Genomic DNA, 24,217 nt, shown 5'->3' with positions numbered 1-24,217 from the left:
ATGCCGCGCCATTGTCGACTGACAAAGTCGCCATCGGGCGCAATCCGGGCTGATATAATTTTTTCCATGCAGATGAACCTTTTCACGCGCCGCTTCGCGGCCTGGGCCGCGTGCCTGGCGATACTGATGTCCGCGCTCGCGCCATCGGTGTCCCATGCTCTGGCGCTGGCACGCGGTTCGGACATTGCGTGGATGGAGATCTGCTCGGTCGCCGGCGTCAAGCTGGTCAAGGCGGATGCCGCGGTGAAGAAGGCCGGTACGCCGGCGTCGCGCGACACGCTGGCGGAGGCGGCCCATTGCCCGTTCTGCAGCACCCATGCCGCGTCGTTCGCGCTGCCGCCGGCGGCAGCGCTGGTCTTCGCCGTCGATTCCGGCGCCCGCATCCGGCCCCTGCTGTTCTACCGGTCGCCGAGTCCGCTGCCGATATGGACCGACGCCCAGTCACGCGCGCCGCCCCGGTTTTCCTGATCCCTGCAAGAAGCTGCCGCCACGACGCCGCATCGCGCATCGTGTCGCAGCCCTCATCAATCGATCATGAATTTCGGAGCACCGATGAAAGCGCCGTCCAACCCGCATGTCAGAACGCAATCCATCCCGTATTGCAAACCCATCGCCGCGTCCCTGCTGGCCGCATTGTCCGCCGGCGCGTTCGCGCAGCAAGCCGCCGATTCCCCTGTCCGTGAACTTGGCACGGTGACGGTGACCAGCGGCCAGCCGACCTCGCTGCCGTCGCAGATACCCACCACGATGGAAGGCGTCACCGGCCAGCAGGTCGAGCAGACCGTCAATGCGACCGACAGTGAAGATGCGCTGAAATACTTTCCCAGCCTGCTGGTGCGCAAGCGCTACGTCGGCGACTACAACCACGCGGTGCTGTCGAGCCGCGCGTCCGGCACCGGCAACAGCGCGCGATCGGCCGTCTACGCCGACGGCATCCTGCTGTCGAATTACCTGGGCAACGGCGCGACCTATGCGCCGCGCTGGGGACTGGTCACGCCGGAGGAAATCGAGCGGGTCGACGTGATGTACGGGCCGTTCTCGGCCGCCTATCCGGGCAACTCGGTGGGCGCGGTGGTGGACTTCGTCACCCGCATGCCGCGGCAATTCGAGGCGCATGCAAAGGCCAGCTACTTCACCCAGCCATTCGACCTGTACAACACCCATTCCACGTTCAGCGGCCACCAGGCCAGCGCGTCGCTGGGCAGCAGGAACGGCGACTGGTCCTGGTTCTTCAATGTCAACCGCACCGACAGCGTCGGCCAGCCGCTGACCTTCGCCACCCGCACCCCCGGCACCGCGGCGCCGGCGGCAAACGCGCGTGCCGTGACCGGCGCCGTGCCCGAGTTCGACCGCAACGGCGCGCCGTGGCTGATCCTCGGCACCGCCACCCAGTACCACACGGTGCAGGACCATGCGAAGGCCAAGCTGGCCTACGATCTCTCGCCGACGCTGCGGGCCAGCTATACGCTGGGCTACTGGCAGAACACTTCCACCGGGCGCGCCGACAGTTACCTGCGCGACGCGTCGGGCGCGCAGGTCTACAGCGGGCCGGTCAGCATCGGCGGCCGGGGCTACACGCTGGGCGCGTCCGACTTCGCCGTCAGCAACGAGTCGCTGCAGCACGTGATGCACGGGCTGTCGCTGAAGTCGAACACGCAGGGCGTCTGGGACTGGGAAGCCGCGGCCAGCCTGTACCGCTACGACCGCGACCAGCTGCGCACGTCCGGCGTGGCCCTGCCGGCGGCGCTGTCCGGCGGCGCCGGCACGCTGCAGGACCAGGACGGCACCGGCTGGAGCACGCTGTCCCTGAAAGGCATATGGCGGCCGCAGGGCGTGAGAGGCGAGCATGTCGTCGACGTCGGCTACCAGCAGGATACCTACAAGCTGCGCATACTCCGCACCAACCTGGCCGGCGACTGGCGCGACGACGATGCCGGCACGCCGGCCAACGACGTGGGCGGCCGCACGCAGCTGCGCAGCCTGTATGCGCAGGACCGCTGGGACTTCGCGCCGAACTGGCGCGCGGTGCTGGGCGCGCGGCTGGAGAACTGGACCGCGGACCGCGGCTTCACCCGTTTCTCGGCGGGCAGCGCGGCCAATACCGCCTATGCGGCGCGGGACGAAAACTTCATCTCGCCGAAGGCCGCGCTGTCCTACCAGTGGAGCGCGGACACGGTGTTCAAGGCCTCGGCCGGCCGGGCGGTGCGCATGCCGACGGTGGCGGAGCTGTACGGCGCGACCTCCACCATCAATTCCCGCTTCGTCAACGACCCCAACCTGGCGCCGGAGAAATCCTGGACCACCGAACTCAGCGCCGAAAAGGACCTGGGCAATGCGCTGCTGCGCGTCACCCTTTTTTCGGAAAACGTGAAGGACTCGCTGTATTCGCAGACGACCTTCGATACGGCGGCCAATGCCAACATCAGCCGCGTGCAGAACGTCGGGCGCATCCGCACCCATGGCGTCGAGCTGGCGTTCAGCGGCACGGATGTCATCGCCAGGGGGCTGGACCTGTCGGGCAGCATCACGTACGCCGATTCGCGCATCAGGGAGAACAGCGGCTTCGTCGCGACGCCGGGCGACACGCTGGGCAAGGTGCAGCCGCGGGTGCCGTTCTGGCGGGCCACCGCGCTGGCCAGTTACCGCTTCACGCCGGCGCTGACGGGTACGCTGGGCGCCCGCTACAGCGGCACCCAGTACTCGACGCTCAACAATGCCGATACGAACGGCTACGCCTACATGGGCTCGAGCCGCTATTTCACGACCGACCTGCGGCTGCGCTACCAGGTGGCCAAACAGTGGACGGCGGCATTCGGCGTCGACAACCTGAACAATGACAAGTACTGGAACTTCCACCCGTATCCGCAGCGTACCTACGTGGCGGAACTGAAGTTCGACCTGTAGCCTGGCCGGCAATCGCCTTGCGCTCTTGCCATGGCCCGGAACTATTTTGCAGAATGGGGTTTTCGCCTTGACGGATGCAGGCGTCAATCTTTACCGACCACAGGAGACGCAGGCATGGACACCGTATCGAACATTCCCCCGGGCAGCGCGGCGCAGGCGCCGGCGCTGCGCCATCTGTGCCGCATCACCGCCCGCGTGTCGGCGCTGGTGACGCTGGGCGAAGGGCCTTACGGCGAACGGCGCTACGTGCCCATCGTCGGCGGCGAGGTGGAAGGCGAGACGCTGTCGGGCGAAGTGCTTGCAGGCGGCGTCGACTGGCAGATCCAGCGGCGGGACGGCACGCTGGACATCAGCGCGCAATACGTGATCCGCACCAGCGAAGGCGACCTGATCGAGGTCGAGAGCCGCGGCTACCGTCATGGACCGGCCGACGTGATGGCGCGGCTGGGCAGGGGCGAAGCGGTTTCGGCGGACGACTACTATTTCAGGACGACGCTGCGTTTCCAGACCAGCGCGCCGAAATGGCAAAGCCTGAACTCGGTGCTGGCGATCGGCAAGGCGATGCGTCGCCCGGATGCGGCGGTGCTGGAAGTCTTCCTGGTAGGCTGACCGGCGCCAGGGCCTTCGCTAGGCCTTCGGGCCGATGCACAGCTTGCCGAGCAGGTTGCGCAGCTGCTGCCGCTCGTCGGCGCTCAGCTGCTGGGCGACGCGGTCGTCATGCTCCCTGACGGCGGTCTTGTATTTCTTCAGCTGCCGCTGGCCGTCCGGCGTCAGGCGCAGCATGTACGACCGGCGGTCGCCCGAGTCCTGGCGCTCCACCAGGCCGGCCTGCTCGAAATTGTCGATGATGGACACGACGCCCGAGCGGGCGATGCCCATCACCTCGGCAAGCCGCGTCTGCGATATGCCGGGATTGCTGCCGATGATGACCAGCGAGGAAAAACGCTGCGGCGTGATGCCTTCGACGCCGAGCGTGGCGGCGAAATCGTCGTAGATCGAGAGCTGGGCGCGCCGGACCGCGTAGCCGGTCAGCTCTTCCAGCACGTCGTAATCGATCCCCTCGATCCGCGCATTGAATGAGGGCGCGCCCGCCTCGCCCTGCACGCGCCTGGCCTCGCCGGTCCTGTGCCGTTTTCCCGGCGTGTTTTTTTTCGGAATGGACGTGTCGGCAGGTTTCACGGAAAGGCTCTGGGAGAGGGGCTGTGCCGCATTGTAACCGCTGATTTTCCGGAAACGCCGGCGCGGCGCCGCCCGTTTGGCGTGCGTAAAACAGCGCTTGTGTTCTCTAAAATAACTGTTATACAGTGTAACAATACAAACTGGCGACGGCGCCCGGCGCGCTGTCCCGGAGTTCCTGGAGGAAGACATGAAAGTAGCAATCGCCGGCGGCGGCATCGGCGGACTGACGCTGGCGCTGATGCTGCACGAGCGCGGGATCGATGTGCACGTCTACGAAGCGGTCGGCGAGATCAGGCCGCTGGGCGTGGGCATCAACCTGCTGCCGCATGCAAGCCAGCAGCTATGCCGTCTGGGACTGGAAAGCGTGCTGGCCGCGCAGGGCGTGGAAACGTCGACGCTTGCGTATTTCAACAAGTTCGGCCAGGAAATCTGGCGCGAGCCGCGCGGCCGGGCCGCCGGCTACGACACGCCGCAGTACTCGATCCATCGCGGCGAATTGCAGATGTCGCTGCTGCAGGCCGTGCAGGAGCGGCTGGGCGCGGACCGCATCCATTGCGGCCACGCGTTCCGGTCCTTCGAGCAGGTGGCGGACACGGTGCTGTCCACGTTCGTGCGGCAGGCGGACCAGGCCGAGGTGCAGGTCGAGTCCGACGTGCTGGTGGGCGCCGACGGCATTCACTCCGCGGTGCGCCGCTTCATGTACCCGCAAGGCGACCAGCCGCGCTTTTCGGGCCGCATGCTGTGGCGCGCGGTGACGCAGGCCGAGCCCTTCATGGACGGCCGCAGCATGTTCATGGCGGGACACCAGGACCAGAAGTTCGTCTGCTATCCGATTTCCGAGCCGCTGCGCAAACAGGGGCGTTCCCTGCTCAACTGGATCGCGGAACTGCGGGTGCCCGACGGCGAACCGCCGAAGTCCGACTGGAACCGCAAGGTCGACAAGGCCGTCTTCAGCAAGCCCTTCGACAGCTGGAAATGGGGCTGGATCGATATCCCGGCGCTGATCGACGCCGCCGAGGTGGTCTATGAATTCCCGCTGGTCGACCGCGACCCGCTGCCGCGCTGGACCTTCGAGCGCGTGACGCTGATGGGCGACGCCGCCCACCCGATGTACCCGATCGGCTCGAACGGCAGCGCGCAGGCGATCCTCGACGCGCGCTACCTGGCCGACTGCCTGAGCGGCGAGGACGGGCTGCTCTACGCGCTGCGCGAATACGAGGCGGAGCGGCTGCCGCGCACCACCGGCATCGTGCTGCGCAACCGGATGAACGGGCCGGAGCAGGTGATGCAGCTCGCCGAGCAGCGCGCGCCCGATGGTTTTTCCGACATCGCCGACGTGGTGCCGCGCTCGGAACTCGAAGCCATCTCGCTGCGCTACAAGCGCCTGGCGGGCTTCGACAAGGACACGCTGGTGCAGGCGCAGCGTTAATCGACGGGGCGGGCCCGGATGCCCGGACACAGCGTTAAACAACAATGACAACGGAGACAGGAAATGAACATGATCAAGGAAAACACCGGCCCGCGGCGCAAGCTTGCGCTCGCCGTTTCGCTGCTGGGCATGGGGCTGGCAGGGTCGGCGCATGCGGACATCACCGTCGGCGTCATCCTGTCGCTGACCGGCGCGGCCGCGTCGCTCGGCAAGCCGGCTGAAAACACGGTCCGCGTCTGGCCCACCGAGATCGGCGGCCAGAAGGTCAGGCTGGTCATGCTCAATGACAATAGCGATGCGACCGAGGCGTCCAAGCAGGCGTCGAAACTCATTACCGAGGAAAAGGTGGACGTGATCGTCGGCCCTTCGATCACGCCGCCATCGATCGCGGCGATGGAAGTGGCCGGCCGCAACGGCACGCCCATCATTGCGCTGGGCGGCGGCAATGCGATCGTCGAGCCGCAGGAAGGCCCGCGCAAGTGGGCGTTCAAGATGGCCGCGCCGGAGTCGCTGTCGGTGGAGAAGGCCATCGAGCACATGAAGGCGCACAAGGTGAAGAATGCCGCGGTGATCGCGGTGACCACCAGCTATGGCGAAGGCTTCCTGAAGGCGTTCAGCACCCAGGCGCCGGCCGCCGGCATCAAGATCACGGCCACCGAGCGCATCGGCGCGCAGGATGTCTCGGCGACGTCGCAGGTGCTGAAGGTGATGGCGGCCAACCCGGACGCGGTCTACATCTTCAGTTTCGGCACGCCAGGCGCGACGCCGCATATCGAGCTGGCCAAGCGCGGCTACAAGGGCGCGATCTACCAGACCCACGGCGTGGCGAACGCGGACTTCCTGCGCATTGGCGGCAAGGATGTCGAGGGCTCGTTCATGGCGGTGGCGCCAGTGCTGGTGGCCGAGCAGCTTGCGGCCGGCAATCCGGTCCGCAAGCCGGCAATGGACTACGTGACCCAGTACGAAGGGAAATACGGCGAGAACACCCGCTCCCAGTTCGGCTCCACCGCATGGACCGCGCTCAACTGGCTGCAGGCGACGGTGCCGGTGGCGCTGAAGAAAGCCCAGCCCGGCACGCTGGAATTCCGGCAGGCGCTGCGCGATGCGCTGGAAGGCATGAAGGAAGTGGTGAGCCCGGAAGGCGTCTTCAACATGAGCGCGGCCAACCATAACGGCCTCGATGCCCGCGGGCAGGTGATGGTCCGCATCGACGGCGGCAAGTGGAAACTGGTGGACGACGCCAAGTAAGCAGGCGTCGAAGCCGCGGGAGCGGGGAAATCGGGCAGCCTTCCCACTTGCATGCCCGCAACCGGCCGCTCGCGGAGGAAGCGCGGCCCGCGTTCTCCCGCAGCCGCCGCTTCATGCACCCTTTTTCCCCAGCGCGGTCCTGTTAGTTGAAAACCGCATAAGGCCGCACGAAATAATTCGTTCGCTATCGCGAGCCCCTTCGATAACCTTCAGGTTCGGAAAACGAATTCATGAAGGGTTGTCATGTTGCTTAAGAAATTGTCCGGCCTTGCCCTCGTTCTCGCCCTGGTCGCGCCGGCGCTGCAGGCAGCCGAAGTCAGCCTGCTCAACGTGTCCTACGATCCGACGCGCGAGCTCTACCAGGACGTCAATGCCGCGTTCGCGAAGCAGTGGAAGGCCAAGACCGGCGACGACGTGAAGGTCAAGCAGTCGCATGGCGGCTCGGGCAAGCAGGCGCGCTCGGTCATCGACGGACTGGAGGCCGACATCGTGACGCTGGCCCTCGGCTATGACATCGACGCCATCGCCGAGCGCAAGATACTCGCGGCCGACTGGCAGAAGCGGCTGCCGCACAACGCCGCGCCCTATACCTCGACCATCGTGTTCCTGGTCAGGAAGGGCAATCCCAAGGGCATCAAGGACTGGAACGACCTGGTGAAGCCCGGCATTTCCGTCATCACGCCCAATCCCAAGACGTCCGGGGGCGCACGCTGGAATCACCTTGCGGCCTGGGGCTACGCACTGAAGCAGCCGGGCGGCAGCGAGGCGAGCGCAAAGGAATTCCTCGGCAAGCTGTACAAGAACGTGCCGGTGCTGGACTCCGGCGCGCGCGGCGCAACGACGACCTTCGTCGAGCGCGGCATCGGCGACGTGCTGATCGCCTGGGAAAACGAGGCGATCCTCGCGATCAAGGAACTCGGCCCGGACAAGGTCGAAGTGGTGGCGCCGACGGTCAGCATCCTGGCCGAACCGCCGGTCGCGGTGGTCGACAAGAATGTCGACAAGCATGGCACCCGCAAGGCGGCCGAGGCGTACCTGCAATACCTGTACACCGACGAAGCGCAGGAAATCATCGCGAAAAATTACTACCGCCCGGCGACCGAAAAGGCGGCCGCAAAATATGCGGCGCAGTTTCCCAAGGTGAAGCTGTTCACGCTGGCCGACGTCGCCGGCGACTGGGCAAAGGCGCAGAAAACGCATTTTGCCGACGGCGGCGTGTTCGACCAGATCTACCAGCCCGGCAAGAAGTAATCCGTTGACGATCGCGGAACCGACATGACCATATTGCTCCTTGCAGGCAGTCCGTCCGCGCCATCGCGCTCGACACGGCTGCTGCACCACACTGGCGAGAAACTGGCGCTGCTAGGGCATCGGACGCGCCAGCTGCAGGTGCGGGACCTGCCGGCCACCGCGCTGCTGCAAGCCGACTTCGGCCATGCCGGCCTGGTCGCGGCCTGCGCGCTCGTCGCCGACGCCGATGCGCTCGTGATCGCCACGCCTGTCTACAAGGCAGCATACAGCGGCGTGCTCAAGGCTTTCCTGGACCTGCTGCCGCAGGACGGGCTCAAGGGCAAGCTGGTGCTGCCGCTGGCCACCGGCGGCAGCCAGTCGCACATGCTGGCGCTGGACTATGCGTTGCGGCCGGTGCTCTCGGCGCTCGGCGCTCGGCATGTGCTGCCCAGTATTTACGCAACCGATGCGCAGGTGGTGTGGACCCAGCCGGGCGGGCTGACGCTCGACGCCGATATTGCCCGCCGCATCGCCGAGGGCGTCGACCTGCTGTCGGACGCGCTGCCGCTGCCGCCGCCGCCGGCTTCCCCCGCCAACGCCCTGGCCGGGCTGCGATGTAGCGCGTAAGCAGCGTCCGCTTTTCGCCGTTTCCCCTCCTGCCGTCTGAAGCCGTTTGAATGTCGGCCGCGCCGTGGCCGCATCGGGGGGACGCTTTGTCCAAATTTCACAAGATCGGGGATCACCATGAACAAAACACAGCAATCGCGTCTGGCCAAGCGCCGCACCCTGGCGCTGCTGTCGGCCGCCGCCGCAGGCGCACTGGCCGGCTCGCTGGGCACGCTCGCCCATGCGCAGGAAAAAGGCGTGCTGCGCATCGGCTATCAGAAGTACGGGACGCTGACGCTGCTGAAGGGACGCGGCACGCTGGACAAGCGGCTTGCGGCGCAAGGCATCACGGTGAAGTGGATCGAGTTTCCAGCCGGCCCGGTGCTGCTGGAAGGGCTCAATGTCGGCAGCATCGACTTCGGCACGGTCGGCGAAGCGCCGCCCATCTTTGCGCAGGCCGCTGGCGCCAACCTGGTGTACGTCGCCAACGAACCGCCAGCGCCGCGCGCCGAAGCCATCGTGGTGCCGAAAGGGTCGGCGCTGAAGACGGTGGCGGACCTGAAAGGGAAAAAGGTCGCCCTCAACAAGGGATCGAACGTGCATTACCTGCTGGTGCAGGCGATCGAGAAGGCGGGGCTGCAGTACAGCGACATCACGCCGGTCTACCTGCCGCCGGCCGATGCGCGCGCCGCGTTCGAGCGCGGCAGCGTCGATGCCTGGGCAATCTGGGACCCGTTCCTGGCCGCGGCCGAAAAACAGATCGGCGCGCGCGTCCTGGCCGACGGCACCGGGCTGGTCTCGAACCACCAGTTCTACCTGGCGTCCCGCCCGTATGCCGACCGGCATGCCGATATCGTGCAGGTGCTGATCGAGGAACTGGCCCGGGTGGACGAATGGGGCCTGGCCAATCCGAAGGAGGCGGCCGCGGTGCTGTCCGCGCAGACCGGCCTGGACGCCGGCACGGTCGACCTCGCGGTGGAACGCTACGCCTACGGCGTCAAGCCGGTGACGGCCGCCGTCATCCAGGAACAGCAGCGCATCGCCGACACGTTCTTCAAACTCAAACTGATTCCCAAGCCGCTGCGCGTCGCCGATATCGTCTGGCGGCCCGTGGCTGCGCAATCAAGCAAATAGGACAGCCACATGACTCCCAATATTTTCTGGTTCCTCCCTACCCACGGCGACAGCCGTTACCTCGGCACCACGCAGGGCGCGCGTCCGGTCGACCATGACTACCTGCGCCAGGTCGCGGTGGCGGCCGACACGCTGGGCTATGAAGGCGTGCTGCTGCCCACCGGCCGTTCCTGTGAAGACGCCTGGGTGGTCGCGTCCAGCCTGATCGGCGAAACCCGCCGGCTCAAATTCCTGGTGGCCGTGCGCCCCGGGCTGTCCACGCCGGGCCTGGCGGTGCGGATGGCGTCGACCTTCGACCGCCTGTCCAACGGCAGGCTCCTGATCAATGTCGTCACCGGCGGCGACGAGGCCGAGATGCTGGCCGACGGCCTGCATGCGGACCACGCGACCCGCTATGAAATATCGGATGAGTTCCTGCGCATCTGGCGGGCGTCGCTGGCCGGCGAGGGCGGCGCGCAGGGCTTCGACTTCGAGGGCAAGCACATTACCGTCAAGGGCGCCAAGACGCTGTACCCGCCGGTGCAGAAGCCTTATCCGCCGCTGTATTTCGGCGGCTCGTCGGAAGCCGCGCATGCGCTGGCCGCCGAGCAGGTCGACGTCTACCTGACCTGGGGCGAACCGCCGGCCGCGGTGGCGGAAAAGATTGCCGACATCCGTGCCCGCGCAGCGAGCCACGGCCGGACGCTGCGCTTTGGCATACGCCTGCATGTGATCGTGCGGGAAACCAGCGAGGCCGCCTGGAAGGCCGCCGAGGAGCTGATCAGCCATGTCGACGACGATGTGATCGCCCGCGCGCAGGCGGCGTTTTCAAAGATGGATTCCGAGGGCCAGCGCCGCATGAGCGCGCTGCACGGCGGCCGCCGGGACAAGCTGGAAGTCTCGCCCAACCTTTGGGCCGGCGTCGGCCTGGTGCGCGGCGGCGCAGGCACCGCGCTGGTCGGCGACCCGGAAACCGTCGCCGCGCGGATGCGCGAATACCAGGAGCTGGGCATCGAGACCTTCATCCTGTCCGGCTACCCGCACCTGGAGGAGTCCTACCGGTTCGCCGAGCTGGTGTTCCCGCTGCTGGGCAAAGGCAGGGCCGCGGTGAACGACCAGAACCTGTCGGGCCCGTTCGGCGAAGTGGTCGCCAACGGGCTGTATCCCAAAGCGTCGCAGAGCTGAGGAAGCCGCGATGAGCGCCTATCCTGCCCCTGCGGCCCTGGTCCGTCGCAAGCAAGGCCGGCTGCCGTCAGGCGCCGCCTGGCTCAAGCCGCTGGCGCCGTGGGCGGTGCCGGCGCTGCTGCTTTGCGCATGGCAGGCCGCAAGCCAGTTCGGCTGGCTGTCCAGCCGCGTGCTGCCGGAGCCGATGGCGGTCCTGCGCGCGTTCGTGACGCTGGCGCAGTCGGGCGAGCTGGCCCGCCATGTCGGCGTGAGCCTGGGCCGCGCCATCTATGGCTTCGTCGTCGGCGGCGGCCTGGGCCTGCTGCTGGGCCTGCTGACCGGCACGTTCCGCAGCGCCGAGACGCTGCTGGACACGACGCTGCAGATGGTGCGCAACATCCCCGCGCTCGCGCTGATCCCGCTGGTCATCCTGTGGTTCGGGATCGACGAGACAGCCAAGCTGTTCCTGGTCGCGATCGGCGTGTTCTTCCCGGTCTACCTCAACACCTTCCATGGCATACGCTCGGTCGACAAGGGCCTGGTCGAAATGGCGCGCAGCTACGGCCTGTCGGGCTGGCCGCTCTACCGCGACGTGATCCTGCCCGGGGCGCTGCCTTCCATCCTGGTCGGCGTGCGGTTTTCGCTGGGCCTGGTCTGGGTGCTGCTGATCGTGGCCGAAACGATATCGGCGCAATCCGGCATCGGCTACATGACGATGAATGCCCGCGAATTCCTCCAGACCGACGTGGTGCTGGTCGGCATCCTGCTGTATGCGCTGCTGGGCAAGCTGGCCGACATCCTGTCGCGCGGGATGGAGCGTTACTGGCTGCGCTGGCATCCCGGCTACCAGCACGGCAACCGATCATGAAGGAACACACGATGCAGACAATGCAGGAAGGACAGGCTGGCGCCGACGCAGCGCGACGCGGCATCGCTGTCAGCGTTCAGGGGCTGGGCAAATCCTATGGCGCCCGCCAGGTGCTGCGCGGGATCGACCTGACGCTGGCCGCAGGAGAATTCGTCGCGGTGGTCGGGCGCAGCGGCTGCGGCAAGAGCACGCTGCTGCGCCTGATCGCGGCGCTGGAAACGCCTGCCGCGGGCGCGGTGCGGTTCGGCGACGGCACGGCGCTGCCGGAGACGCGCGTGATGTTTCAGGATTCCCGCCTGCTGCCGTGGAAGAATGTCGCCGACAACGTGGCCTTGGGCTTGTCGCGCCATGTCGATGTGCGCCCGGTGCTGCAGCAGGTCGGGCTGGAAGACCGGGCGCACGACTGGCCGTCGGTCCTGTCCGGCGGCCAGCGCCAGCGGGTGGCGCTGGCCCGTGCGCTGGTGCACGACCCCCAACTGCTGCTGCTGGACGAGCCGCTGGGCGCGCTCGATGCGCTGACCCGTATCGAGATGCAGCAGGTGATCGAGCGGCTGTGGCGATCGCGCGGCTTCACCGCGCTGCTCGTGACCCACGATGTGCAGGAGGCCGTGGCGCTGGCCGACCGCGTGGTGCTGATCGAGGACGGCGAGATCAGCATGGACTGCAGGATAGACCTGCCGCGCCCGCGCTCACGCGGCAATCCGCTGTTCGCCAAGCTGGAAGAGGACATCCTGTCGCGGGTGCTGCAGCCCGCGTGAGGCCGCGCAGAGTGCGCCTGTAACGATAGGGGCAGCGCGCCGTCCGACGCGATGCTTCGAAGGTCTGCAGCGATGCTCGATATTAATCCCGCTTCACAATGCGCCATGAAAATCCGTAGGGTGTAATAAGCGCAAGCGCATTACACCACTGGCCAATCAACGACGATCATGTGTTCGCAACGACTGGCGTAATGCGCTTTGCTTATTACACCCTACGAGCTGCGATGACGAATCGGAATCATTGATTTCACCCGGTACGCGATGACCTGGGATTCGTATAACGCGATGGCGCGCCCGCTTGTCGGCATCGCCGCAAAGCCGGGCGTTCATGCCGATCGCCATTGTTAGAAAACGCATATCGATCCTCGATATGCTTCGTTCCAGCCTTGCCATCCAGCCCATACACTGGTCTTCCTTTTCCATGTCACACGGGAAGCCCAACCATGTCCGCTGTCATTGCCCAGGCTGTTGAAAGCCAATTCGAGGTCGTCCCGTTCGAAGCGCCGCTGGGCGCCGAGATCATCGGGCTGGACCTCACGCGTCCGGTCGACGATGTCGCATTCGCGCGCATCCATCGGGCGCACCTCGATCACCATGTGCTGGTGTTTCGCGACCAGCGCATCACGCCGTCCCAGCAGGTGGCGTTCAGCCGCCGCTTCGGTCCGCTGCAGATCCACGTGCTGCGCCAGTTCCAGCTTGCCAGCAATCCCGAGATCCTGATCGTCTCGAACATCAGGGAAGATGGAAAGCCGATTGGCCTGGGCGACGCAGGCCAGTTATGGCATTCCGACCTGTCTTACAAGGAGCATCCCAGCCTCGGCTCGATGCTGCATGCGCAGGAACTGCCGGAGGAGGGCGGCGACACGCTGTTTGCCAACATGCACCTGGCATGGGACACGCTGCCTCTCGAGTTGAAACGCATCGTCGAAGGCAGGAAAGCCGAGCATAGCTACCTGGCCAATTACGCCGAGCTGCAGCGGCGCAGCCCGTGGCGTCCCAACCTGACGGCCGCGCAGATTGCGGAAGTGGCGCCGGTGCTGCACCCGGTCGTGCGCACGCACCCGGAGACCGGCCGCCGCGCGCTGTTCGTCAGCGAGCATTTCACCACCCGCATCGAAGGCCTGCCGGAAGACGAGAGCCGCGACGTGCTGGACCGGCTGTTCGCGCACAGCGTGCGGCCAGAGCATATCTACCGTCACCGCTGGCTGCCGCATGACATGGTGTTCTGGGATAACCGCTCGCTGATGCATCTTGCCGCCGGCTGCCCGGAACACTGCCGCCGCAAGCTGTACCGCACCACGATAGAAGGCGACGCGCCTTACTGAGCCGCCTGTCAGAACCTGATCCGAACACATGTAACCAGGAACCACGATGCCATTGCAAAACCCCCGTCCACGCCGCCACGCACTTCCCACCCTGTCCACACTGATCGGCAGCGCCCTTGTCGCCGGCGCCTGCATGGCGATGGCCGTGCCCGCGCACGCCGAGGGCAAGATCCGCGTTGCGGAACAGTTTGGCGTTGTTTACCTGCTGCTCAACGTCGCGCAGGAACAGAAACTGGTGGAAAAGCAGGGCAGGAAGGATGGCCTGGACATCCAGGTCGAATGGACCAAGCTGTCCGGCGGCGCCGCGGTCAACGACGCGCTGCTGTCGGGCGCGATCGACATTGCCGGCGCCGGCGTCGGGCCGCTGCTGACGATCTGGGACCGCACCCGGGGCAGGCAGAACGTGAAGGGCGTGGCCTCGCTGGGCAATTACCCGTACTACCTGGTCAGCAACAATCCCAACGTGAAGACCATCGCAGACTTCAGCGAGAAAGACAGGATCGCGCTGCCGGCGGTGACGGTGTCGGTGCAGGCCCGCATCCTGCAGATGGCCGCGGCCAGGCAGTTTGGCGAGAAGGCGTTCAACCGCTTCGACAAGCTGACCCAGGCGGTGCCGCATCCCGACGCGGCAGCTGCGGTGATCGCCGGCGGCACCGAGATCAATGCGCACTTCGGCAACCCGCCCTACCAGGACCAGGAGCTCGCGCAGAACAAACAGGCCCATATCGTGCTGAACTCGTATGAAGTGCAGGGCGGACCCAGTTCGGCGACCGTGCTGTATGCGACCGAGAAATTCCGCAACGACAATCCGAAGACCTATCGCGCTTTCACGGCGGCGCTGGCGGAAGCAGCGCAGTTCATCAAGGCCAACCCGGAGGCGGCAGCCGACATCTACCTGAAGATCAACAAGAGCAATCTCGACCGTGCGCTGCTGCTGTCCATCATCAAGAGCCCGCAAGTCGAGTTCAAGGTGGCGCCGCAGAACACGCTGGGCCTGGCGCAGTTCCTGCACAGGGTCGGCGCGATCAGGAACAAGCCGGAAAGCTGGAAAGACTATTTCTTCGACGACCCGGTCACCGCGGGAGGCAGCTGATGAATACGCGCAAGCCGCAATCGCTGCAGGTCGTCGGTTCGCACGCCGGCCTGCCGGAGCCGCTGCTGCAGGTGCAGGACGTGTCGCTGGAATACCGCAGCGCCGCGCGCACCGTGCGCGCCACGCACCGCGTCAGCTTCGACGTGCACCGCGGCGACCGCTTCGTGCTGCTGGGACCGTCCGGCTGCGGCAAGTCTTCGCTGCTCAAGGCGGCTGCCGGCTTCATCGCGCCGGTGGAAGGCCGTATTGCGCTGAATGGTGAAACGGTGAGCGGCCCCGGACCGGACCGGGTCGTGGTGTTCCAGGAATTCGACCAGCTGCCGCCATGGAAGACGGTCAGGGAAAACGTGATGTTCCCGCTGCTGGCGAGCCGCCGGCTGGGCCGGCGCGATGCCGAGGCCCGTGCGCTGCACTGGCTGGAAAAGGTCGGACTCGCGCCGTTCGCCGACGCGTATCCGCATACGCTGTCCGGCGGCATGAAGCAGCGGGTGGCGATCGCGCGGGCGCTGGCCATGCAGCCCGAGGTGCTGCTGATGGACGAGCCGTTCGCCGCACTTGACGCGCTGACCCGCCGCAAGATGCAGGAGGAGCTGCAGCTGCTGTGGGAGGAACTGCGCTTCACGCTGCTGTTCGTCACGCATTCGATCGAGGAGGCGCTGGTGGTGGGCAACCGTATCCTGCTGCTGTCGCCGCACCCCGGCCAGGTCCGCGCCGAACTCAACAGCCACCAGTTCAACCTGCATAGCGCGGGCAGCGACGCCTTCCAGCGGGCCACTCAGCGCATCCACGGCATGTTGTTCGACGAGGCCGCCGCCGCGCCGGCGGTTCAGGCGCTGCACCGGAGCGCCGCATCATGAGCGCCATCCTGGAGCCGCCCGTCCGCAGCGAGTATGAGCGCCCGCCGGAGCCATTGCGCGACGTGGCGCTGGAACGGCCGCTGAAGGGATGGGAACGGGTATGGCAGCATGGCTGGCTCAGGAAGGGCCTGCTGCTGGCGGCGCTGGCGCTGCTGTGGGAAGCGGCGGCCCGCTGGCAGAATAACGACCTGCTGCTGCCGACCTTCCTGCAGACCATGCGCGCGCTGTGGGAGGGCGTGGCCAGCGGCGAATTGCCCGGCAATGTCGCCACGTCGATGGGCGTGCTGCTGCAGGGGTATGCGGCAGGCGTGGCCCTGGCGTTCGTGCTGACCTCGCTGGCGATATCGACCCGCATCGGCCGCGACCTGCTGGAAACGCTGACCTCGATGTTCAACCCGCTTCCCGCGATCGCCCTGCTGCCGCTGGCGCTGCTGTGGTTCGGGCTGGGCCGCTTCAGCCTGATCTTCGTCATCGTGCATTCGGTGCTGTGGCCGCTGGCGCTCAATACCTACGCGGGATTCCGCGGCGTGCCGGAGACGCTGCGCATGGCCGGCCGCAATTACGGCCTGGGCGGGCTGCGCCTGGTGCTGCAGATACTGGTGCCGGCCGCGCTGCCGGCCATCGTGTCGGGTCTCAAGATCGGCTGGGCATTCGCATGGCGCACCCTGATCGCGGCCGAGCTGGTGTTTGGCGCCACGTCAGGCAAGGGCGGGCTTGGCTGGTACATTTTCCAGAACCGCAACGAGCTTTATACCGACAAGGTGTTTGCCGGCCTGGCGCTGGTCATCCTGATCGGGCTGCTGGTGGAGAACGCGGTGTTTCGCACCATCGAGCGGGTGACGGTGCAGCGGTGGGGAATGCAGCGCTGAATGGGCGCGGCGGCGATAGGCCGCGCCGCACCTACATCCCGGAAATGGTTTCCGGGATTTGATTTGCTTAGTAGCTTGGTTGCTTAGTAGCTGAGCGTGCCGTTGGCTTGCAACTGGCCTTTACCCGACACGATGTTCTGGGTGCCGGTCAGCTTGCCTGAACCGGTTGCCGCGGTAAACCGGCCTGTTCCGCGGCTAAAGCTGTAGGTGCCGCCGACGACGGTGAACACGTTAGGCGTGCTAGTCGGCACGAACGAACCGCTGAACGTGCCGTTTAGCGTGTCGCCATTGGCTGCCATCAGGATGATGCTGCCGTCCCTGAAATTGAACACGGGCGCCGTGTCCGATGTCGGCGGCGTTACGCAGTTGGTGCCGGAAATTGCCGTGCGGCCGAGATGGCTGGCATTGCCCTGGCCAGAAATCACGCCGATCATCATGCAGTCGGGGGTAGGGCCTTCACCGAGCGTTTCGTCGATGGTGAAATTGGCGCTGAACGGGCGGGCTACTTGGGCGAATGAAGCGGAAACCGGGAATGCGAGGGAACCGAGGAGGAGGGCGGATAAGGCGGTGGAAAATTTCATGTAGGAATGGGCTGGGTTTTTTTGTGGAAATAGGAGGCTACCGAAACCAGGCCGACCGGCATGTGATTGCAATCAATCAAGGCGGCATCCGGCGCCCGACCGTTGCGTAACGTCCAATCAACTCATGCGTTGCCGTGTATTTCCTTCTGGTCACAGCGTGTCCTTGCTGTCCGGACACAGCTTTCCCTGCCGCATTCCGGCTTGCGATGGATACGGTGCAGCCGGCAAGTGCCGGCAGGCATTTTTGTCCCGTTCCGACGGGATTGAGGCGATGCCCGATTCCCGTCGGCGCTGCCGTCCTGCCCGGTAAGTCAGGCGTCCGGGTAATCGGCGCCCAGCGTCGTCGATTCCCACGCATCGAAGTCGCGGCGCAGCATGTCGACCTTCCTGCGCGCAAGTTCAAGCGCCATCTTGCCCAGTAGCAGGCGCAGCGGCGGGTGGTCCGACAGCGCCGCATCGATGATGGCCTGCGCCGCGCGCACCGGGTCGCCGGCCTGGTTGCCGCTGCGCGCCGACGTCTGCTTGCGGCGCTCGCCTGCGGTGGCAGCATAGGCGTCGATCTGGATCGCCGACTGCTTGATCGACGGCCCGGCCCAGTTGGTTCGGAACGGGCCGGGTTCGACGATCAGCACGTCGATGCCCAGGGGCTTGACCTCGACCGCAAGCGACTCCGACATGCCCTCGACCGCGTACTTGGTCGCGTGGTAGTAGCCGGTCGCGGCAAAGCTGGTCAGGCCGCCGATCGAGGAGATGTTGACGATCAGGCCGCTTTTCTGCTGCCGCATCGCCGGCAACACCGCGCGGGTCATGTCGATCAGGCCGAACACGTTGGTCTCGAACATCGCGCGCACCGCGTCGTCCTCGCCTTCCTCGATCGCCGCGAGATAGCCGTAGCCGGCATTGTTGACCAGCACGTCGATGCGGCCGAAGCGCTGCAAGGCCTGCGCCACCACGTCGGTCACCTGCTCATGCCGGGTCACGTCGAGCGCCGCGGCCAGCGCGTCGTCCTCGTGTCCGGCCATCAGGTCCGCCACCGCGGCCGGGTCACGCGCGGTCACCACGGCCCGCCAGCCGCGCGCAAGCACGAGCTTCGAAAGTTCACGGCCGAAGCCGGTGGAGCACCCGGTGATCAGCCAGACCGGTTTGTCTCGATTCATCATGTTGGTTTCCTGTGTTCGGGTTAAGGGGAGGGAACCATGGATGGATGCGGCGGGACGCCGGAGAGTTCCTCGGTCCCGCAAGTCCCGCGATGGCCTTGCCCGGTGCGGTGCGGAGCGGCATCGCATGCGTGGCGTCGTGCCAGGATTCACCGCGGCGCTGGCGCTGCCCGATGACGCATGCCAGCCGCCCCGGCGTCCGGAACGCCGGGGCGCAAATCAAATCGATCATAATAGGCAGCTTCAGAGCCCGATCCGATCCCCATGGACGACAACGAACAGAAGATCCTGGCGTTCCCGCCGGCCGCGCCAGGCTACACGCCCAGCAAGCTGCCATTTTTCGTGGTCGGCATCGGCGCGTCCGCCGGCGGGCTGGTCGCGATTTCGCGCTTCATCGAGGCCATGCCCGCCGACAACGGCATGGCCTTCGTCATCGTCGTGCATCTGTCTCCCGAGCATGAAAGCCAGCTGGCGGGAATCCTGCAGCGCAAGACCCGGATGCCGGTGCTGCAGGTCACCGAGACGGTGCCGATCGAACCCAACCACGTCTATATCATCCCGCCGAAAAACGACCTGCTGATGAACGACGGTCACCTGCAGCTGGCGCCGGCGGCCCGGCCCAAGAGCTATCACGGCGAAATCGACCTGTTCCTGCGGGCGCTGGCCGAGGTGCATCGGGAGCGGGCGATCGGCATCATCCTGTCGGGCGCGGGCACGGACGGCGCGGTGGGCATCGCGCGGATCAAGGAGAAAGGCGGCATCGCGATCGCGCAGTCGCTCGACGACGCCGAGTACGACAGCATGCCGCGCAGCGCGATCGACACCGGGATGATCGATATCGTCCTGCCGGCGGCCGAGATGCCGCAGCGGCTGGTCGCGCTGGCGCGCAATGCCGGGCAGATCAGGCTGCCCGAAGCAACGCCGCCGGCGCGCCGGGCGGAAGCGGGCGATGGCGCCGGGAGCAAGGAAGAAGCCGAGACCGCGCTGCAGGAAATCATGAAGCTGCTGCGGCAATCCACCGGTCACGACTTCCGCTATTACAAGCGCGCCACCGTGCTGCGGCGCATCGAGCGGCGGCTGCAGATCAACGGCCTGCCGGATGTCGTCGCCTACCAGGGCTTCATCGAGCAGCATCCGGAGGAGACCGGCGCTCTGCTGCAGGACATGCTGATCAGCGTGACCAATTTCTTCCGCGACCGCGCCGCCTTCGAAGCGCTGGAGCGCGACATCATCCCGGCGATCTTCGAGAATGCCGCGCCGGGCGAGCAGATCCGCTGCTGGTCGGTCGCCTGCGCGACCGGCGAGGAAGCGTATTCGATCGCGATGCTGCTGGCCGACCAGAACGCGCTGGCGGCGAAGACGCGCCCGCTGCAGGTGTTCGCGTCCGACATCGACGAGCGGGCGATCGGGTTCGCGCGCCACGGCCTCTACCCGGAGTCGATCGCCGCCGACATCGCGCCGGCGCGGCTGCGCCAGTATTTCACCAGGGACGGCCAGCAGTACCGGATCAACGACAAGATACGCCAGAGCGTGCTGTTCTCGATGCATAACATCCTGCGCGATCCGCCGTTCTCGCGGTTGCACCTTGTGGCATGCCGCAACCTTTTGATCTACCTGGAACGGGACGTCCAGAAGAAGGTGCTCGAGGTCCTGCATTACGCGCTGCAGCCCGGTGGCTACCTGTTTCTGGGAAGCGCCGAGACCGCGGAGATCGCCGGCAGCCTGTTCACCGCGGTCGACAAGAAGCACCGGATCTACCGTGCCACGCCGGCCAGGGTCGCGGGTTACCCTCAGGTGCCGCAGCCGGCGACGACGACGGCGGCGACGCCGGTCAAGACGGGGCGCAACCGCACCGAGCGCAGGAAGACGAGCGCGGAAGAACTGCATCGCCGGTTCGTCGAGGACTTCATGCCGCCCAGCATTCTGATCGACGGCAATGGCGAGATCATCTATGTGACCAGCCAGGCCGGACGCTTCCTGCATTACCCGCATGGCGAACTGTCGAGGAATATCCTGGCGCTGGTGCGCCCGGAACTGCGGCTGGAGCTGAGCGCCGCGCTGTTCCAGGCCAGGCAGACGCATGACCAGATCGCCTCCGCATGGACCAGGATGCAGCAGGGCGACAAGGCGGTGCCGGTGCGCATGGTGGTGCGGCCGGGCAAGGACAGCAGCGTCCCCAAGGACACGACGCTGGTGCTGTTCGAGGAGTCGACCGATGCGGCCGAGGTGAGCGTGCCCGAGACGCCGGCGGAAAATACCGCGATGGCGCACCTGGAAAGGGAACTTGGCCAGACCAAGGAAGAGCTGCAATCGGTCATCGAGCAGTATGAAGCCGCGCTGGAGGACGCGAAGGCGTCGAACGAAGAGCTGCAGGCGATGAACGAGGAACTGCGCTCCGCCACCGAGGAGATGGAGACCAGCAAGGAAGAACTGCAGTCGATCAACGAGGAACTCAATACCGTCAATGCCGAGCTGAAGATGAAGGTCGAGGAAACGTCGAAGGCCAATGACGACCTGGAAAACTTCGTCGCCGCCACCGAGATCGCCACCATCTTCATCGACCGCGGCATGCGCATCAAGCGCTATACCAAGCCGGCGGCCGGTCTGTTCAACCTGATCCCGACCGACATCGACCGGCCGCTGCTCGACATTACCAACCGGCTCGACTACCCGCGGCTGCGCCAGCACATCGAGCAGGTGTTCGAGAAGCTGCAGCCGGTCGAGCGCGAGGTGCGCGGCACCGAGGGGCAATGGTATATCGCGCGGCTGCTGCCCTACCGCACGGCCGAGCATCATATCGATGGCGTGGTGCTGACCTTCATCGACATATCGTGGCGCAAGGCGGTCGAGGAAAGGCTGTACCGCAGCGAGCAGCAGATGCGGCTGATCGCCGCATGCACCCGGGACTATTCGATCACCACGATGGACATGGACGGCAACGTGACCAGCTGGAACAGCGGCGCGCAAAAGCTGTTCGGCTACACCGAGCAGGAAATCAGCGGCCGCTCGGCGTCCGTGCTGTACACGCCGGAAGACAACGCGGGCCAGGTCTTGCAGAACGAGCTGCAGACGGCGCTGAAGGATGGCCGGCTGGAGGACGACCGCTGGCATGTGCGCAAGGATGGCACGCGGGTGTTCTGCAGCGGCATCACCTTCCCGCTGTCCGATGGCGAATTGCGCGGCTACGTGAAGATCGCGCGCGACCTGACCGCCTCCAAGCGCACGCAGGACCAGCGCGACGCCAGCCTGGTATGGGAAAGGCAGGAACGGATCCGGACCGAGCAGGCGGCGCGGGCGCGGGATGAATTCTTCGCGGTGCTGGCGCACGAGCTCAAGCAGCCGCTCAACCTGATCCAGCTCACCGCGGAAATGATGGCCCGGATGCCCGAGGCGGCCGCGCTGCCGGCCATCCTGCGCGGTGCGTCCACCATCAAGCGCACGGTGGAAGGCCAGGCCAGGATCATCGACGACCTGGTGGACCTGTCGCGCCTGCACACCGGCAAGCTGGCCCTGGCGCGCGCGCGCATCAATTTCAGCGACGCGGTCGCCCATGTGGTCGACATGATGATGCCGGATGCGGGCCAGAAGAACGTCGGCCTGGTGCTGGAGCCGGCGCCGGACGACCTGTTCATCGATGCCGACATCGTCCGGATCGAGCAGATCGCCTGGAACCTGCTGAACAATGCGCTGAAGTTCACCCCGGCCGGCGGCAGCGTGCATGTCAGGCTGCGCCGGGAACACGATGTCGCGTGCCTGGAAGTGGCCGACACCGGCAAGGGCATCTCGCCCGAATTCCTGCCCCATGTGTTCGACATGTTCCGGCAGGCCGAGGCGGACGCCGACGCCAGCCGCCAGTACGGCGGCATGGGCATCGGTCTCGCGCTGGTCAGGGAACTGGTGACCAGCCATGGCGGACGGATCGACGTCCGTTCGGCGGGCCCGGGACAGGGAACGACGTTCCAGGTATGGCTGCCGGTGTCGGCCGCGCGCAATGCCGGGGCGCCGGCCGCGTCGGCCGCCGGCAGCAGCCTGGCCGGCAAGCGCATCCTGCTGGTCGATGACGGCGTTGACATGCTCGAGCCGCTGGCCAGGCTGCTCGTCATGGAGGGCGCGGTCGTGGCGACGGCAGGCAGCGGGCCGGATGCGATCACCCTGGCGCGGCAGGCCGGCGAACCGTTCAGCCTGATCGTGTCCGAAATCGGCATGCCGGGCATGGATGGCCATGCGCTGCTGGCCGAACTGCGCAAGCTGCCGGCAACCGGCGTCGCGTCGGCCATTGCGTTGAGCGGCTATGCCCGGCCCGCGGATGTCGATATCGCGCTGGCCGCCGGCTTCGACAGCCACGTCCGCAAGCCGGTGGACTTCGACCAGTTCGTCGCGCTGGCCCGGCGGCTATGCGCCTGATGCCGGGCTAGCGCATCGCCGGTGCGGCGCCAGCCTTACTGGCGCGGCGGGCGTTTTTCCAGCAGCGGCTTGCTGACGCCGTCCAGGCCGGCGAGGCCGACGATGGCCATCAGGGCCTTGCTCGCGCCCAGGTAGGCATTGGTCGGGTCGAACCATTCGTCCTGCGAATGGATGCCTTGCGAAAACCCGCCGGCGCCGACCACCGCGGCCGGGATGCCCAGGCTGATCGGCAGGTTGGCCTCGGTGCTGCGTGCGCCGGCCAGCTTGGGCGTGCCGCCGGTCGCCTTGACCGCCAGCCACAGCGCATGCACGACCGTCGAGTCCGGCGACGGCGAGCCGGCCGGACGCGCGCCGACCTGGGTGATCTCGACCCGCAGCTTGTCGCTGCCCCAGCGCCGGTTTTCCGCGACGACCGCGTCGCGGGCGATCTGCAGCGCCTTGCCTTCGAGCTTCAGCAGTTCGTTGTTGTCATTCGAGCGCATGTCGAGGTCCATGGTCGCATCCGCCGCGATCGAGTTGACCGACGTGCCGCCGGCGATGGTGCCGACGGTGAACGTGGTCTTGGGCGTCTTCGGCGTTTCGAGGTCGCTGATGCCGGCGATGGCGCGGCCCAGTGCGTGGATCGCGCTCGGCAGGCCGAACGCCTGGTAGCTATGGCCGCCCGGCCCCTTGTAGCTGATGCGGTAGCGGTTGCTGCCGGCGGCCTGGTACGAAATTTCTTCGTTGGCGACCGTCGGCGACTCCAGCGCGATGTAGCCGTCGATATCCTTGTGATCCTTGAAGAACTGCTTGATGCCCTTCAGGTCGCCGAGCCCTTCCTCGCCGACCGTGCCGCAGAACCACACATCGCCGACCGTGCGTATCTTCGCGGCCTTGAGCCCGCGCACCACCGACAGCATGGCCGCCAGGCCGCGCGCATCGTCGGCGATGCCGGGCGCATACAGCTTGCCGTCCTTTTCCTTGATGGTCAGGTCCGTCCCTTCCGGGAAGACCGTATCGAGATGGGCCGACAGCATCAGCTTGGGCCCGCCGCCGCTGCCGCGCAGCACGCCGCAGGCATTCGACGCGCTGTCCAGCCGGACGTCGTCCAGCCCCGCCTCCTTGAGCCGGCCCAGGTAGTACTGGGCACGCTGCTGCTCCTTCGAGGTCGGCGACGGGATGACGACGATCGCCTTCTGGTCCGCCAGCGTCGCAGCGTCGTCGGCCTTCAGGAAGTCGAGCGCGGCCCGCACGGACGGCGCTGCGCCCAGCGTCGCGTACAGCGATTCGGTGGAGGAGGGGATATTGACCTGCTGGGCGGAAGCCAGCGTGGAAACGAAAAGAAGCGCTGCGGAGGCGGGGAGACGTGCTGCCGATGATTTCATGCTGGAGACCCGAGTTGGAATCGCCAGATATTACCTTAGGGCGTTGTTGTTCGTGGGGTGGCGGCCCG

At 66.4% G+C, this 24,217-nt stretch carries 20 protein-coding genes; 16 read left to right on the top strand and 4 right to left on the bottom strand.

Features of this window, described 5'->3' with window-relative positions; all coding sequences use genetic code 11:
* Positions 1-66: 66 nt before the first annotated feature.
* The 3 genes from QOL82_RS22065 to QOL82_RS22055 all read left to right on the top strand — a co-directional run bounded on the left by QOL82_RS22065 (position 67) and on the right by QOL82_RS22055 (position 3,513).
* Positions 67-468 (top strand): DUF2946 domain-containing protein, encoded by a 402-nt coding sequence (locus QOL82_RS22065; protein ID WP_283444476.1) that lies wholly within the window; start codon positions 67-69, stop codon positions 466-468.
* An 84-nt stretch (positions 469-552) separates the two neighbouring features.
* Positions 553-2,904, top strand: coding sequence for a TonB-dependent receptor (locus QOL82_RS22060; RefSeq protein WP_283444475.1), 2,352 nt, complete (start codon positions 553-555; stop codon positions 2,902-2,904).
* Between the two features lie 114 nt (positions 2,905-3,018).
* The gene (locus QOL82_RS22055; RefSeq protein ID WP_283444474.1) at positions 3,019-3,513 is read left to right on the top strand and encodes a DUF3237 domain-containing protein; all 495 of its coding nucleotides are present in this window, start codon (positions 3,019-3,021) and stop codon (positions 3,511-3,513) included.
* Between the two features lie 18 nt (positions 3,514-3,531).
* Here QOL82_RS22055 and QOL82_RS22050 read toward each other — a convergent pair whose 3' ends face one another.
* Positions 3,532-4,083 (bottom strand): MarR family winged helix-turn-helix transcriptional regulator, encoded by a 552-nt coding sequence (locus tag QOL82_RS22050; protein WP_283444473.1) that lies wholly within the window; start codon positions 4,081-4,083, stop codon positions 3,532-3,534.
* 187 nt (positions 4,084-4,270) lie between these two features.
* Here QOL82_RS22050 and QOL82_RS22045 point away from each other — a divergent pair, with 187 nt between their 5' ends.
* From QOL82_RS22045 to QOL82_RS21990, 12 genes are all read left to right on the top strand, one after another.
* Complete coding sequence (locus QOL82_RS22045) at positions 4,271-5,512, top strand: flavin-dependent oxidoreductase (RefSeq protein WP_283444472.1); 1,242 nt, start codon at positions 4,271-4,273, stop codon at positions 5,510-5,512.
* Between the two features lie 69 nt (positions 5,513-5,581).
* Entirely contained in the window at positions 5,582-6,760 is a 1,179-nt protein-coding gene (locus QOL82_RS22040) for an ABC transporter substrate-binding protein (protein WP_283444471.1), read from the top strand.
* Positions 6,761-7,003: 243 nt separating this feature from the next.
* Positions 7,004-8,011, top strand: coding sequence for a sulfate ABC transporter substrate-binding protein (locus QOL82_RS22035; protein WP_283444470.1), 1,008 nt, complete (start codon positions 7,004-7,006; stop codon positions 8,009-8,011).
* Positions 8,012-8,035: 24 nt separating this feature from the next.
* Positions 8,036-8,617 (top strand): NADPH-dependent FMN reductase, encoded by a 582-nt coding sequence (gene ssuE, locus QOL82_RS22030; RefSeq protein WP_283444469.1) that lies wholly within the window; start codon positions 8,036-8,038, stop codon positions 8,615-8,617.
* A gap of 117 nt (positions 8,618-8,734) precedes the next feature.
* A complete protein-coding gene (locus QOL82_RS22025; protein WP_283444468.1) occupies positions 8,735-9,730 on the top strand; it encodes a sulfonate ABC transporter substrate-binding protein in 996 nt (331 codons plus the stop codon).
* Between the two features lie 9 nt (positions 9,731-9,739).
* Complete coding sequence (gene ssuD / locus QOL82_RS22020) at positions 9,740-10,894, top strand: FMNH2-dependent alkanesulfonate monooxygenase (protein WP_283444467.1); 1,155 nt, start codon at positions 9,740-9,742, stop codon at positions 10,892-10,894.
* 10 nt (positions 10,895-10,904) lie between these two features.
* On the top strand, positions 10,905-11,741 hold the full coding sequence (gene ssuC / locus QOL82_RS22015) for an aliphatic sulfonate ABC transporter permease SsuC (protein WP_283444466.1): 837 nt from the start codon (positions 10,905-10,907) through the stop codon (positions 11,739-11,741).
* Between the two features lie 11 nt (positions 11,742-11,752).
* Positions 11,753-12,499, top strand: a complete 747-nt coding sequence (locus QOL82_RS22010; RefSeq protein ID WP_283444465.1) for an ATP-binding cassette domain-containing protein — start codon at positions 11,753-11,755, stop codon at positions 12,497-12,499.
* A 443-nt stretch (positions 12,500-12,942) separates the two neighbouring features.
* The gene (locus QOL82_RS22005) at positions 12,943-13,824 is read left to right on the top strand and encodes a TauD/TfdA dioxygenase family protein (protein WP_283444464.1); all 882 of its coding nucleotides are present in this window, start codon (positions 12,943-12,945) and stop codon (positions 13,822-13,824) included.
* A gap of 46 nt (positions 13,825-13,870) precedes the next feature.
* Positions 13,871-14,917, top strand: coding sequence for an ABC transporter substrate-binding protein (locus QOL82_RS22000; protein WP_283444463.1), 1,047 nt, complete (start codon positions 13,871-13,873; stop codon positions 14,915-14,917).
* Positions 14,917-15,774 (top strand): ABC transporter ATP-binding protein, encoded by an 858-nt coding sequence (locus tag QOL82_RS21995; RefSeq protein ID WP_283444462.1) that lies wholly within the window; start codon positions 14,917-14,919, stop codon positions 15,772-15,774. The genes QOL82_RS22000 and QOL82_RS21995 overlap by 1 nt, the downstream gene beginning before the upstream one ends.
* On the top strand, positions 15,771-16,643 hold the full coding sequence (locus QOL82_RS21990; RefSeq protein WP_283444461.1) for an ABC transporter permease: 873 nt from the start codon (positions 15,771-15,773) through the stop codon (positions 16,641-16,643). The genes QOL82_RS21995 and QOL82_RS21990 overlap by 4 nt, the downstream gene beginning before the upstream one ends.
* An 83-nt stretch (positions 16,644-16,726) precedes the next feature.
* Here the strand turns inward: QOL82_RS21990 and QOL82_RS21985 are convergent, their stop codons facing one another.
* A complete protein-coding gene (locus QOL82_RS21985) occupies positions 16,727-17,224 on the bottom strand; it encodes a hypothetical protein (RefSeq protein WP_283444460.1) in 498 nt (165 codons plus the stop codon).
* 311 nt (positions 17,225-17,535) lie between these two features.
* Positions 17,536-18,384 carry an oxidoreductase gene (locus QOL82_RS21980; protein ID WP_283444459.1) on the bottom strand — a complete coding sequence of 283 codons (849 nt, stop codon included), beginning with the start codon at positions 18,382-18,384 and terminating at the stop codon, positions 17,536-17,538.
* Positions 18,385-18,645: 261 nt separating this feature from the next.
* On the opposite strand from QOL82_RS21980, the gene QOL82_RS21975 reads away from it, so the two are divergent.
* Entirely contained in the window at positions 18,646-22,785 is a 4,140-nt protein-coding gene (locus QOL82_RS21975; RefSeq protein ID WP_283444458.1) for a chemotaxis protein CheB, read from the top strand.
* A 35-nt stretch (positions 22,786-22,820) separates the two neighbouring features.
* Here QOL82_RS21975 and QOL82_RS21970 read toward each other — a convergent pair whose 3' ends face one another.
* Positions 22,821-24,149, bottom strand: coding sequence for a M20/M25/M40 family metallo-hydrolase (locus QOL82_RS21970; protein ID WP_283444457.1), 1,329 nt, complete (start codon positions 24,147-24,149; stop codon positions 22,821-22,823).
* Between the last annotated feature and the right edge of the window lie 68 nt (positions 24,150-24,217).

It is taken from the genome of Noviherbaspirillum suwonense (genome assembly GCF_900182955.1).
Lineage (GTDB): Bacteria > Pseudomonadota > Gammaproteobacteria > Burkholderiales > Burkholderiaceae_D > Noviherbaspirillum_A > Noviherbaspirillum_A suwonense.
The sequence above is the reverse complement of the archived record's forward strand: the minus strand, read 5'-3'. Positions and strand labels throughout refer to the sequence as shown.